At 62.4% G+C, this 13,392-nt stretch carries 10 protein-coding genes and 1 other RNA gene; 2 read left to right on the plus strand and 9 right to left on the minus strand.

The window, feature by feature from the left end; genetic code table 11:
- Nucleotides 1-46: 46 nt before the first annotated feature.
- Both KQH53_07435 and ssrA read right to left on the minus strand, forming a co-directional pair.
- Nucleotides 47-952 (minus strand): sensor domain-containing diguanylate cyclase, encoded by a 906-nt coding sequence (locus tag KQH53_07435; protein ID MCB2226497.1) that lies wholly within the window; start codon nt 950-952, stop codon nt 47-49.
- Nucleotides 953-1,147: 195 nt separating this feature from the next.
- Nucleotides 1,148-1,506, minus strand: a transfer-messenger RNA (tmRNA) gene (ssrA, locus tag KQH53_07440).
- 198 nt (nt 1,507-1,704) lie between these two features.
- Between ssrA and KQH53_07445 the strand changes: the two genes are divergently transcribed.
- Nucleotides 1,705-2,007 carry an integration host factor subunit alpha gene (locus tag KQH53_07445; GenBank protein ID MCB2226498.1) on the plus strand — a complete coding sequence of 101 codons (303 nt, stop codon included), beginning with the start codon at nt 1,705-1,707 and terminating at the stop codon, nt 2,005-2,007.
- Nucleotides 2,008-2,029: 22 nt separating this feature from the next.
- Here the strand turns inward: KQH53_07445 and KQH53_07450 are convergent, their stop codons facing one another.
- A complete protein-coding gene (locus tag KQH53_07450; protein MCB2226499.1) occupies nt 2,030-2,785 on the minus strand; it encodes a septal ring lytic transglycosylase RlpA family protein in 756 nt (251 codons plus the stop codon).
- Nucleotides 2,786-2,932: 147 nt separating this feature from the next.
- Here KQH53_07450 and KQH53_07455 point away from each other — a divergent pair, with 147 nt between their 5' ends.
- Nucleotides 2,933-4,057 (plus strand): mechanosensitive ion channel family protein, encoded by a 1,125-nt coding sequence (locus tag KQH53_07455; GenBank protein MCB2226500.1) that lies wholly within the window; start codon nt 2,933-2,935, stop codon nt 4,055-4,057.
- Between the two features lie 79 nt (nt 4,058-4,136).
- Here the strand turns inward: KQH53_07455 and KQH53_07460 are convergent, their stop codons facing one another.
- From KQH53_07460 to KQH53_07485, 6 genes are all read right to left on the minus strand, one after another.
- Nucleotides 4,137-5,759, minus strand: coding sequence for a sensor domain-containing diguanylate cyclase (locus KQH53_07460; GenBank protein MCB2226501.1), 1,623 nt, complete (start codon nt 5,757-5,759; stop codon nt 4,137-4,139).
- A gap of 310 nt (nt 5,760-6,069) precedes the next feature.
- Nucleotides 6,070-6,468, minus strand: coding sequence for a hypothetical protein (locus tag KQH53_07465; protein MCB2226502.1), 399 nt, complete (start codon nt 6,466-6,468; stop codon nt 6,070-6,072).
- Nucleotides 6,469-6,641: 173 nt separating this feature from the next.
- On the minus strand, nt 6,642-7,043 hold the full coding sequence (locus tag KQH53_07470; GenBank protein MCB2226503.1) for a hypothetical protein: 402 nt from the start codon (nt 7,041-7,043) through the stop codon (nt 6,642-6,644).
- Between the two features lie 316 nt (nt 7,044-7,359).
- Nucleotides 7,360-9,153, minus strand: a complete 1,794-nt coding sequence (locus KQH53_07475) for an acyl-CoA dehydrogenase family protein (protein ID MCB2226504.1) — start codon at nt 9,151-9,153, stop codon at nt 7,360-7,362.
- A gap of 57 nt (nt 9,154-9,210) precedes the next feature.
- Nucleotides 9,211-10,401: a thiolase family protein gene (locus tag KQH53_07480; GenBank protein ID MCB2226505.1), complete on the minus strand. Its 1,191-nt coding sequence runs from the start codon at nt 10,399-10,401 to the stop codon at nt 9,211-9,213.
- Between the two features lie 135 nt (nt 10,402-10,536).
- Nucleotides 10,537-12,975, minus strand: a complete 2,439-nt coding sequence (locus KQH53_07485; protein MCB2226506.1) for an enoyl-CoA hydratase/isomerase family protein — start codon at nt 12,973-12,975, stop codon at nt 10,537-10,539.
- Nucleotides 12,976-13,392 lie beyond the last annotated feature (417 nt).

The raw sequence follows: 13,392 nt of genomic DNA on the forward strand, positions 1-13,392 counted from the left end.
TCAAGTCTTGCTTTTAGGGGCGGACGGGTCAAGGATTGAATGCGGCTCAATCCAGAAAAACCCGGTTGCGGCCAGCTTCCTTGGCTTGGTAGAGCTGCTGGTCGGCCCGCTCCACCAGCGATTCCAGGCTGTCACCCGGACGTACCGAGGCTGCTCCCGCCGAGATAGTCACGCACACATCGCCCTGCGCGCATTCGGTGCGGGTTTGCTCCACCATGGCCCGGTAGCGCTCGCCCACCTTGAAAAGGTTGTGCCGGTCTATGTTGGGCAGCAGGGCCAAAAATTCCTCGCCGCCCCAACGCCCCACCAAGTCGTAAGGCCGCGAGACTTCGTCCAAGGTGCGCGACACGGTGCGCAGCACCTCGTCGCCTACGTTGTGACCATGGGTGTCGTTGACCAGCTTGAAGTGGTCCAGGTCCATCATGAGTATCCCGAAGGACAATTCGGCACGCTGGAACTCGGACAGGCGTGACAGGAGCATCTGTTCCATATAGCGCCGGTTGGGCAACTGGGTGAGGCCGTCCAACAGGGCCATCTTTTCCAGCTCGCTCATGCGCAGGCGTTCCTCGCGGCGCATGGAGTTGTCGGCAAATACCTCCACCGCGCCGACCACGCGGCCCTCGTCATCCAACAAGGGGGTGACCCGCACCACCACCGGAACCCGGTGCCCCTCCTTGTGGTGCAAATACACTTCGGCCTCGCGGAACTGGCCATCCTCCAGGGTTTGGGCCACCGGACAGGCGCCGTGGCAAAGGTTGCTGCCCTCGTCGTCCACATGAGTCAGGATGTTGTCGGCGCAGCTATAGCCCAGCACCTCTTCGGCGCTGAAACCGGCTATTTTTTCGGCGCCCTGGTTCCAGAAAACTATGTTGCGATCCCGATCCAGGACGTATAGGCCCTCGTGTAAAGAGTTGAGAATGTCAACCGTAGGGAGATTGCTGGCAGGTGGCATGATGGCCTCTCGCATGAGGCGGCCTCACCGGAGGAGGCAGCCCCGGCTGGAAGGTTCACTCATTGGGCAAATTGTAGGATAGTCTGCGGTGTAGCACAAGACTGGATGCGTCTCTCCCGAAAAGCAACCGGCAGGGAGGGGGCCCGGCCGAAAGGCGAAAGGCCGGCCAAACGGCCGGCCTTTCTCGAAAAAACTTGGTGGAGGCGCGGGGAATCGAACCCCGGTCCGAAAGCTTTCAGCCCAAGCGTCTACATGCTTATTCCGTGATTGCTTCTCGCCACCGTTGCTCCCCACGGACAGGGGGCCCCGGCGGCCAGCCTAATCTGTGGTTTCGGTCCCTGGCCGATCAGGCGATGCCAGTTCCCTATCCCGCTAGTCGACGCCCGCACCGGCCCCGCAGGAATGGGCCGGGAGGACGACAGCCTTATTTACGCGGCTGCGGCGTATGCGTAATCGTCTGCGATTACTTTAAGTCCCCACCGGATAACGGGCCGACGAGACCCCGGCATGCAACTTGGCGCGTCAACTGCCTCCGTCGAAACCATGTCGCCCCCACAAGCCAATCTTGCGGTTACCTAAATATAGTCACGACCACGCTTCGTGACAAGCGCATAAATAAAGGCCCTATGAAGATCAGTGGCCTAAAGGTATTGACAAGAGGAACAATATTGGAGATAGTCGCTAGACGTGTTTGCAGTAGTCGGTCCGCCGCAACCGCAAAAATTCGATCAGGCTGGCAAAGGAGAGTAGCGTTGGCGCTGACCAAAGAGAACATTATCAGCCAGGTATACGAGACCACCCAGTTGCCCAAGAACCGCTCCCGCGAGGTGGTGGAAACGGCCTTGGAACTGATGAAAAAGACCCTCGAGGATGGCGAGGATCTCCTGGTCAGCGGATTTGGCAAGTTCATGGTCAAGGACAAGAAGGCCCGCCGGGGCCGCAACCCCCAGACCCGCGAGGACCTGCGCCTTCGGGCCCGCCGGGTGGTGGTGTTCAAGACCTCCGGCGTGCTGCGCCGGCGCATCAACGAGGCCGCCGGGCTGGAAGACGAATAGCCCGTCTAGGCCCGTTAAGCTCCTAATAAGCCACTACAAAGGCCTGCTTGTAGCCGATCTGGCGCAAGCGGGCCTGTAGTTTTTCGGCCTCGGGCAGGCTCTCCAGCTTGCCCACCCGCACCCGCTTGAACACCACGTCGCCCCGGTTGAAATCAACCACGTTGACCTCGCCGAAGGTGGGGCGCAGCACGGCGGCCAGACGCCAGGCGTTGCTCTCGCTGGTGAAGGCGCCCACCTGCACGGTGAAGGGCCCCAGCTTGACCATGGCGGTGGGAGCCGAAGCAGGGGGAGGGGAGGCGCCGGGCGGGCGGGTGCCCAGGGCTCGCACCAACACCGGCGCGGTGCCCGGGCCGATCACCCCCAGCTTGCCCGCCGCGGCCTTGGACAAATCTATGATGCGGCCGTCCACGAAAGGCCCCCGGTCGTTGATGCGCACCACGGCGCTTTTGTGGTTGTTCAGGTTGGTCACCTCCACCCAAGTGCCCAGGGGCAACAGCTTGTGGGCGGCGGTCATCTTGTGCATGTCGTAGACCTCGCCGTTGGAGGTCAGGCGGCCATGGAACTGGGGGCCGTACCAGGAGGCCAGGCCGCGCTCCTCGTAGCCTTTGGCTGAGAGGTAGGGCTGGTAGGTGCGGCCCAAAACGGTGTAGGGCCGTCCTTTGGGCAGGTCGCGTCCCGCCGGGGGCGGGGGCACCACCTTGGGGCCGCAGCCGGCGGCCAGGAGAAAAAGCGCCATTAGGGCGATCAGGGTGTTGTGGGCGCGGCGGCCTGAGTGCATGGATTCCTCCCTGGGCAAGCTTCTTTATAGCCGCCCCGGCCTCCCGGCACAAGTGCCGCCGGTTGACAGGCCGCCCACGAGGCTCCTAAACTCTTATCTATTGCTTTAACGGGTGCTTGTAGGACAACCCAAAGGGCTGTTGCAACCATGATCCAATTCGCGGAAGAAGCCTGGCACTGGCTGCTGGTCCATCACTGGGTGTTGGCCTTGGTCTTCATGGTCTTGGCCGTGGCGGCCGCCTTACTGGTTGACCTGCTGCTCACCAAGGTCATCAGGGGCTTCACCCGCTGGACCAAGACCACCATCGACGACGAGATCCTCACCTTCCTGCACGGCCCCATCCGCACCTCGGTGCTCCTGCTGGTATCCCTGGCGGCCATGGATCTGCTCCTGGCCGAGCACCCCTGGAAGGGCCGCCTGATCAACGTGGCCTACACCGCCTTGGTGGTGATGTGGACCATCTACCTGATCCGCACCAGCCGGGCGGTGTTCAACGCCTTCAAGCAGCGCCACCGCAAGGACGCCGCGCCCCGTCAGCTTCTGCCCCTGTTGGACAACCTGGTCATACTGCTCCTGCTGGTGCACGGCGGCTATTGGCTGTTCAAGGTGTGGCACATCAACGTGACCCCCTTGCTGGCCTCGGCGGGCATCGCCACCGCCGCCGTGGCCCTGGCCTCCAAGGACACCCTGGCCAACCTTTTCGGCGGGGTCAGCGTGCTGGTTGACCATCCCTACCGCCTGAACGACTACATCGTCCTCAGTACGGGCGAAAGGGGCGAGGTGGTGGACATCGGCATCCGCTCCACCCGCATCCTCACCCGCGACGACGTGCTCATCACCGTGCCCAACAGCATCATGAGCACCACCACCATAATCAACGAGAGTGGCCGGGTGCCCCGTTTCCGGGTGCGGGTGGGGGTGGGGGTGGGCTACGACTCGGACCCGGACTTGGTAGAAGCAACGCTGCTGGCGGTGTGCGAAGACCTGAGCGAAATACTGCCCAGCCCCAAGCCTAGGGTGCGCTTCCGGGAGTTCGGGGACTCCTCGCTCAACTACCAGCTCCTGGCCTGGATTCACGACCCCGGCGACCGAGGACGCATCATCCACGAACTCAACACCCGCATCCTCAAGGCCTTCCGCCAGGCGGGCATCGAGATTCCCTTCCCCCAGCGGGTCATCTCCTATCACCCCCGCGACGGCAAGCTGGAGGGCCGGGTGGCGGTGACCGAAGTTTCAGGAAAACCGGCCCCCGCACCCGGCGCGGACGGCTAGGAGCTTCCCCCCTGCTCGACGGCCTGGCCGCCAGCAAAACCTAAATTTAAGAAGATGCGCTCAGATTAGGAGCGGTAGTTCAGGCGGCGCTGCTCACGTAGAGCTGGTTTTTGCCGGCCCGCTTTGCTTGGTAAAGCGCCTGGTCGGCGCGCCGGATGAGGCTGTCGGCGGTTTCGCCTTTATGCGCCCGGGCCAGGCCGGCACTGAGGGTTTGCCGCACCTCTACCCCGTTGAGCGAAAGCGCGTTTTGGGCGAAGCGCTGACGAATGCGCTCCGCGATGGCGGTTGCCGATTCCAGGGTTGCCCCGAGCAGAATCACCGCGAACTCCTCGCCGCCCCAGCGGCAAGGCATGTCGTTGGAGCGCACACTGTCTGTAATCACTTCGGCAAGGCTCTTGAGCACCAGGTCGCCCTGGTCATGGCCATAAGTGTCATTGAAGAGCTTGAAGTCATCCAGATCGATGAACAGGAGGCAAGGGCGTTCCTCAGAAGCTTGGCCTTGGCGCAGGGCTTGTTCCAGGTGCAGGGCAAAGAACCGTTTGTTGAACAACCCGGTAAGGCCGTCGGTGTAGCTGAGGTTTTTGAACTTGGTCTCGCTCTCGGCCAAAACCTTTCGCTCTTCCCTGAGGGTCCTGATGCGCGCGGCCAGGGCCAGGGACAACAGGATCGCCTCCAAGGCCGTGCCGGCCAGGAGGGAATTGCGGGCCCAATACTCTCCTTGCAGGGGCCCCAGCTCCTGAATGACAAAGATGACCACCGCCAGGGCCAGCACTCCCCAGGCCAATAGGAAGTAGCGGGCCGCCGCCACCCCGCGGCGCAGGCTTATCAGGCCCGCGGTCAGGGCCAGCCAGGGCGAGAAAACGCCGCTCCCCAGGGTAAGCCAGCGGCTGACCCAGGGCAGGTCCAGCAGGCCGGCCGCCGTGATGCCCAGGCCGTAGCCAAAGCCGAACATGAGCAGCTTGTCTAGGCGGGGGGCCAGGCGCTTGGTCTCGAGGATCCCCCGCATGAACAGATACGCAAAGGCGGTGAATAGCCCCATGATGGCCCAGAGGACACGCACAAATCCCTGGGTGCCGAAGTCCCAGAGGGCGGTTGCCTGGCCATGCAAAAAGGCCATGCTGGCCAAGGCGAACAGGATGTAGCCCACGTAATAAAAATAGATCCGGTCCCTGAGCGAAATGCTGATGAACAGGTTGAAGGCGATCATGCTTAGCAGCACGCCATAACAAATGGCGAAAAAGTAGTTCTCCTTGGTGGAGTGGGCGATGAAGGCGGGCAGGGACCAGACGCGAAAATGCAGGGGATAGAACCCTTTGGTGTTCAAACGCATATAACAGGTGAACGGCCCCTGATCGGTTCGGGGCAGGGTGAAAACGAAGCTCCGGTTGACCAGTTCGCGGGCGCTGAAAGGGCGGCCTAGCCCGGTCTTGATCACCTCCCATCCATCGGGAGCCGGCCTATAAAAGTTGATATTGTCCAGATAGACATAGTCGGTGGCGATCAGCCAGGTGGTCTTGGCGGCACTGGCGCCTAGGGGCGCATAGGCGGTGAAGCGCAACCAATGCACCCTGAGGTCGCTGGAAGGGGTCACCAGACCCGGTCCCCCCAAAGGCTTGAACCGCCGCCTCCAAGGTTCCGAACTCACCTGGTCAATGGTGAGCCGCTCATTCCCTCCATCCAACACTTCCAAGTAGGGGGCCAAATCATAACTGGGCCGCTCCCCCAGCTCCAACGCGCGGCCGGGCTCGCCGGGCCAAGCCTGTCCGTTGGCTGCCAATAGGCAGAGCAGGCAAAGCCCGAGAACATTTAACAAGCGGTGTGGCAAGGGGTTGGCCTAGGTTGGGCGAGGCTTGGCGCAAAAAATCCCGGATAAAACAGGAAAAAACCGATTCGGCGCATACTAGGCCGAATCCCTCTCTCCAGTCAATGCGGCGATTACAGCTTAGTGGAAACATAAAAGGCCCGCCGGAGGCCAATCCGGCGAGCCTTTATTACAGCTTTGCGCTGACGGGCTAACGGATCTGCTTGACCGTCACGTTGTTGTTCTGATCCACCACCACGTTCAGGGTATTCGTGGCCGAGGGGACCGGGTTGTGCCAGACCCGCTGAAAGCCGCCCGAGGAGCTGGTGCAGTCGGCGTCGTTGAACTTCCGGGCCTCCACGTACTCGATGCCGTCCACCAGGCCCTCGTAGATGTAGGTCTCGTGCGGCTTCACCGCATGGGTCTTGGGCGGGCCGTCGGGAATCCACTTGCTCTCCGACTTGGCCCAGAGCAGGCTCTGCCACTTGAAGGCGTAGCAGTTGCTCTTGGTCTCGTTCTTGAAGCCGATGCGGCCGGCATGGGCGGCCATGGGGGCCAGCGCGGCCGCCAGGAACATCAGCAGGGTTATCAGGGCGAGTTTTCGGGCCATGGGGTTTTCTCCCTCAGCATTGGGTTTCAACGCGATATCGTCGTGCAGGGGCGATGGAGCAGGTTGAGAGGCAGGGTCATCCTGATTCTGGAAGCCCATAATGCTTTCCGGTGATGGTTGTGTCAAGCAACGGATGAGCCTTGGTGCGCCGGGAAATCCCCCGGCTTCGGCGGCTAGCGGATTTGTTTAAAATCCACGTGGCCATTTTCCTCCACGATCACGTTGAAAGTGCCCTGTTTGGTGGGGTGGTAGGTGTGCCAAATGCGGGTCCAGCCGCTTCCGGAGGGGACCCAGCATTTGTCATCCTTGCTATCCCCATAGTTAATCCAGCTGATCGCGTCGACAAAACCTTCATAAATGCGGGTCTTGCCCGGCGGGACATCATAGAGCTTGGGGTCGCCGACCACCTCCCATTTCTCCAGGTCGGGGTTCCACTTCAAGGTTTGGAACTGGAAGGTGTAGCAGTGCTTGGGATGGTTGTTCTTAAAGCCGATGCGGCCGGCCTGGGCGGCCACGGGGATCAGGCTGCTCAGGAGCAAGGCCAGGCAGGAAACTAGGATGATTTTACGGACCATGGGCTCTCCCCTGGTGGCGGCAATGGCAAAGCGCCGAATTTTCCGGGTTGGCCGCGCACGAATTAAAACGCTCCGTGACGCCGCGCGGTATTAGGCAGGATAGGGAGAACACGCGCCACGGGAGCTTGCAGGCTTCTTTACAGTAAGGCCTGACGTGGCAAGTAGTCAACGTTCCTGCCCTGTCTTGGCCGGGCTTTGGGCAGCCTGGGTAAAAAAAGATGAGGCCCGCCGGGAAAAGGGAGGGGAACCCGGCGGGCCTCTATTGCAGGAGGTAGGGACGCGCTTTATGCCCGGCGTCCCTGTCGGGCTTGGGCGCTTAGTAAGTGAACGGATACCCGTTCTTGTCCAGCACGCGAGCCGCGATGGCGCGCCTGAGGGCCACGCCGTTGGCCGGCTGGTACTTCAGCAGCTTGCGGGCGCCGATCATCATGGTGCGCAGGTCGTCGCCTTCGCTCATGGCCGCCAGGCACTCGTTGGCCCAGATCATCATCATGGGCAACACGTCGTCCATGTAGGCCTTGGTCATGTCCATGAAGATTTGAGCCTTGTCCTCGCCCAGGGAGGCGATGGCCTTCTTGGCCCGCAGCACGCAGCTCTCCATGGCAAAGGACTGGATGACCATGTCCGCCACCCGCATCAGGATCTCCTGCTGGTGGATGAGCTTCTGCATGTAGGTCTGGGCAGCCAGGCCGGCCACGAAGATGACCGCCTTCTTGGCCATCTCGGCCATGTGGGCCTCGTAGGCCAGGGGCTCGTCCGGCAGCTCCACCATCAGGGGGCTGTACTCCATGATCTCGCCCAGGAGCTTCTGCCCCGCGGCCATCAGGGGCAGCTTGCCCTTCATGGCGCGCTTCAGCAGCTCGCCGGGGATGGTCATGCGGTTGATCTCGTTGGTGCCCTCGAAGATCCGGTTGATGCGGGCGTCGCGATAGGCGCGCTCGGCCGGATACTCGCTCACGTAGCCGTAGCCGCCGTGCACCTGCACGCACTCGTCAACCACGTAGTCCAGCACCTCGGAGCCCAGCACCTTGTCGATGGAGCACTCGATGGCGTACTCGCGGATGGCCGCGGAGGCCTTGGCGCCGTACTCGGGGTCGGAGTGATCCACGTCGTGCAGGCCGGCGTCGATCAGGCCCACCGAGCGGAAGATCGAGCTCTCGGCGGCGTAGATCTTGTAGGCCATCTTGGCCAGCTTCTCTTGGATGGCGCCGAAGTCGGCAATGGGCTTGCCGAACTGGGTGCGGTCCTTGGCGAACTTGGTGGACTGGTTCAGGGCCAGCTTGGCTCCGCCGATGGCCGCGCAGCCCAGCTTGTAGCGACCGATGTTCAACACGTTCATGGCGATGGTGGCGCCCTTGCCCTTTTCGTAGAGCAGGTTCTCCACCGGCACCTGGGCGTCTTCCAGGATCACCGTGGTGGTGGAGGAGCCCTTGATGCCCATCTTCTGCTCTTCGGCGCCGGTGCTCACGCCGGGGAAGCCGCGCTCCACGATGAAAGCGCTGAACTCGGCGTTGTCGATCTTGGCGAAGACCACGAAGGTCTCGGCCCAGCCGCCGTTGGTGATGAACATCTTCTCGCCGTTGAGGATGTAGTGCTTGCCATCCTCGCTGAGCACCGCCTTGGTGCGGCAGCCGCCCACGGCGTCGGAGCCCGCGCCGGCCTCGGTGAGGCCGTAGGCCGCGATCTTGGTGCCCGCCGCCAGATCAGGCAGGTACTTCTCTTTTTGCTCCTTGGTGCCGTAGTACACGATGGGCAGGGTGCCGATGCCGGTGTGGGCGCCCTGGGCCACCGCGAAGGAACCGGACTTGCCTATCTCCTCGGTGATGCACGCGGTGGAGATCTTGTCCAGACCCAGACCGCCGAACTCCTCGGGCACGTCAGAGCCCAACAGGCCCAGCTCGCCGGCCCCGGCCATGAGCTTCTTGACCGTGTCGTGGTCCTTGGCCTCGATTTGCTCGTCGTTGGGCACGATCTCGCCGGCCACGAAGTCGGCGGTGGTGGTCAGGATCATCTTATGCTCGTCGGAAAACTCCTCCGGGACGAATGCCGCCGCCGGATCGGTGGGGCCGAGGAGGAAACCGCCGCCTTGGGGAATGTCTTTGTCAGCCATCTTTTAGGCTCCCTGCTTAAGAAAACGAAACCATGTCCAGCCGGCCGGGTAGGGCGGCTAGTAATCCTCTTTCTCAAAGATGCCCGCCGCGCCCATGCCGAAGCCGATGCACATGGACACCAGGCCCCAGCGGCAGTTGGCGTCGCGCCGGTTCATCTCGTAGGCCAGCTGGGTGGTCAGCTTGGCGCCGGTGCAGCCCAGGGGGTGGCCCAGGGCGATTGCCCCGCCGTTGACGTTGGTCACGTCTAGGTTCAAGCCCAGCTCGCGCACGCAGTAGGCCGCCTGAGAACCAAAGGCCTCGTTGAGCTCGATGAGGTTCAGGTCGTCCACCCCGATGCCCGCGTACTTGAGGGCCTTGGGGATGGCCGCCACCGGGCCAATGCCCATGTAGCGCGGGTCCACGCCGGCCACTGCGAAGGAGCGGTAGGTGAGCATGGGCTTGAGGCCCAGCTCGGCCGCCTTTTCCTTGCTCATGACCATCACCGCGGCCGCGCCGTCGCTCATCTGGGATGAGTTGCCCGCGGTCACCGTGCCGGTCTTTATGAACGCCGGGCGCAGTTTGGCCAGGGTCTCCATGGTGGTGCCGGCCCGGGGGCCTTCGTCGGTGTCGAAGACCTCCTCGTAGAGCTCGAACTTGCCCTTGGCGGTCTTCTTCTGCTTGGTCACCATCAGGGGCACGATTTCGTCCTTGAAGCGGCCCTCGGCAATGGCCTTGAGAGCCAACTCGTTGGAGCGCACGCCGTACTTGTCCTGCTCTTCGCGGCTGATGTTGAAGTCGTTGGCCACGTTCTCGGCGGTCATGCCCATGCCCTCATAGGCCCAGGGCTTGGCCGCCCCCAACTCCGGGTCCAACATCATCATGTTGCCGCCCATGGGGATCAGGCTCATGGACTCCACGCCGCCGGCGATCATGATGTCCGCCTGGCCCACCATGACGCGCTCGCAGGCCACGCTGATGGCGTTTAGGCCCGAGGAGCAGAAGCGGTTGAGGGTCATGCCGGGCACCTCGTCGGGCAGGCCCGCCTTTTGGGCGGCCACCCGGCCGATGTTCAGGCCCTGCTCGGCCTCGGGAAAGGTGCAGCCCAGGATCACGTCGTCGATCTGTTTGGGATCCAGGCCCGGGGTGCGCTTGACCACTTCGCCCACCACCGTGCTGGCCATGTACTCGGGCCGGGTTTGGCGCAGGGTGCCCCGAGGGGCGCGCCCCACCGCGGTCCGGCAGGCCGCGACGATCACGGCTTCCTTCATGAGATACCTCCCACCTTCTTGACTGAGGCGAAAATTATTAGAACAGGAGAGGGGCTCAACAAAATAGCGCCCGCACGACGTGTTTGTATTAAAATCGCCCCTCTCCTGTTCATTTCTTCCACTTGCCGCTCTTTCTCAGTTGCGCAGCGGCTTGCCGGTCTTGAGCATGTGGGCCATGCGCGCTTGGGTCTGGGGCATTCCGCAAAGCTTGAGGAAGGCCTCGCGCTCCAGGTCCAGGATGTACTGCTCGCTGACCTCGGTGTCGGGCAGCACGTTGCCGCCGGTGAGCACCCGGGCCACCTCGGTGGCCACGTTTATGTCGTGGTCGGTCACGAAACCGGCCTTGTGCATGTTGTACAGGGCGTACTTGAACACGCCCATGCTGTCGCGGCCCAGGACGCGGATGTTCTCGATGGGGCGCGGTGCGGTGTAGCCGGCCAGGTTCAGGGCCAGCACGTTGTCCTTGGCCTTCTTGATGCGGTAGTCGGCGTTGACCACCACCTTGTCGCTCTCGCGGAAGATGCCCATCTTGATCGCCTCGGGGCCGCTGGTGGCCACCTTGGCCATGGCGATGGTCTCAAAGGCGCGGGCCACGAAGGGCAGCAGGTAAACCTGCTTGGGGTAGAGGCCGCCCTTGGCGATCTTGAACACGCGCTCGTGGGTGTTCCTGAGCAACAGCTCCTTGGTGCCGCCGCCGGCGGGGATCACGCCCACGCCCACCTCCACCAGGCCGGTGTAGGTCTCGGCCGCGGCCACCACCCGGTCGGAGGCCAGGCAGATCTCGCAGCCGCCGCCCAGGGCCATCTGGTGCGGCGCGGAGACCACCGGCTTGGACAGGTACTTCAGGCGCATGAAGCTGTCCTGGAATTTCTTGATCATCCAGTCCAGCTCGTCCCACTCCTCTTCCTGAGCGGTGAACAGCACCAGCATGAGGTTGGCGCCCACCGAGAAGTTGGTCCCGTGGTTGGCCACCACCAGGCCTTCCCAGCCGTCGTTTTCAATCAGGTCGCAGGCCTTGTCCACCATGGTGATGATGTCCTGGCCCAGGGAGTTCATCTTGGTGTGGAACTCCAGGCACAAGACCCCGTCGCCCAGGTCGATGAGGCTGGCGCCCTTGTTCTCGGCCACGGTCTTGTTCTGCGCCTTGAGGGAAGGCAGCAGGATGATCTCGGGCGACATCTCCACCAGCTTGTAGTCCTTGGAGGGGATGTCGTAGTAGTAGAGCTGTCCGTTTTCGGTCTTGTAGAAGGACTCCTTGCCGTCGGCCAGCATCTCATCCACCCAGGCGGGGATGGCGAAGCCGCCGGCCTTCATGGCCTCCACCGACTTGGCCACGCCCAGGGCGTCCCAGGCCTCGAAGGGGCCCATCTTCCAGTTGAAGCCCCACTTCATGGCGTTGTCGATGTTCACCACGTCGTCGGAGATCTCGGGGATGCGGGCCGCCGCGTAGACCAGGCCGGCGCTCATGTGCTTGAAGGTGAACTCGCCGGCCTTGTCCTTGGCGTAGTAGATGGCCTTGAGCTTGGCCTTGCCGCCGGGCTGCTGGTTGGCCGCCTCCAGGGAGGCGAACTTGGCCTTCTGGGTGGGGCGGTACTCCATGGTGGCCCGGTCCAGGACCATGACCTGCTTTTTGCCGTTCTCGTCCTTGACCTTTTTATAGAAGCCGCCCCGGGTCTTGTTGCCCAGCCAGCCTTTTTCCAACATGCCCTTGAACCAGGCCGGGGGCACGAAACGGTCGCGCTGCTCGTCGTCGGGCGCGCCATCGTACACGTTGTCGGCCACGTGGCCCAGGGTGTCCAGGCCCACCAGGTCGGCCAGGCGGTAGGAGGCCATCTTGGGGCGGCCCAGCACCGTGCCGGTCAGCGCGTCGGCTTCCTCGAAGGTCAGCTCCATCTCGTCGATGAGCTGGTTCAGGTAGCTCATGCCGAACACGCCGATGCGGTTGGCGATAAAGTTGGGGGTGTCCTTGGCGAACACCACGCCCTTGCCCAGCACCTTCTCGGCGAAATCGGCCATGCCGTCGATGACGCCCTGGTCGGTCTTGGGGCCGGGGATGATCTCGAAGAGCTTCATGTAGCGGGGCGGGTTGAAGAAGTGAGTGCCCAGGAAGCGCTTCTGGAAGTCCTCGCTCAGGTGCTCGCTCATGGCGGCCACCGAGATGCCCGAGGTGTTGGTGGTCACCACCGCGCTGGGGGAAACGACCTTCTCGAGGCGAGACAGGAGGTCCTTCTTGATGTCCAACAGCTCGACCACCACCTCGATGATCCAGTCGCAGTCGGCCAGAAGCTCCAGGTCGTCTTCCAGGTTGCCGGTGGTGATCAGCGCGGCGTTGTCCGGCACGTAGAAGGCGGCCGGCTTGGCCTTGAGCGCGCCCTGGAGGCCGGAATCGGCAAAGAAGTTGCGGAACTGCTTGGAGTCCTCGCTAACTTTCTTCTTGGCCAGGGCGTCGGGCATCTTGGGGGGGACGATGTCCAACAGCACCGTGGGCAGGCCGACGTTGGCCATGTGGGCGGCAATGGTGGCTCCCATCACCCCTGCGCCGATGACGCCCACTTTTTCGATCTTCAAGGACATAAACCTGACCTCCTTGCCGGACACGCACCCGCGGTGCCCGCCGCAGTGGTGAATGAGCTGTCATTCAAGAATTTGTGGCTTGTTTGTTTCCCCTGGGCCTTTGTAGCCCGAAAAGTGAATGAATTGTCATTCAGTGGCTAAAAATTAGCACGCAGACTCAAGCCCTGTCAAACGAAAATTTAATTTTTCCGGTGAAATCGCCTTTAAGTGGCCTTTGGCCGGGCGAGGTGGGCTTTTGGTAGTAGTTCTGGGATATTGCCTTTGTATAACGCTTGTGCTAGGCTCCATCCCAGGTAACAATCCGACTCTGGAGTCGAGTTTTATAACCTGTTCAACCCCGTGGTGTAATCGCTTGACCAACACGCTCGCGGCCTGTCCGGCCTTAAAAAGGCCCGCCTTGCTCAACTGGGCAATATT

The organism is Desulfarculaceae bacterium (assembly GCA_020444545.1).
In the GTDB taxonomy this organism is placed as follows: Bacteria; Desulfobacterota; Desulfarculia; order Desulfarculales; family Desulfarculaceae; genus Desulfoferula.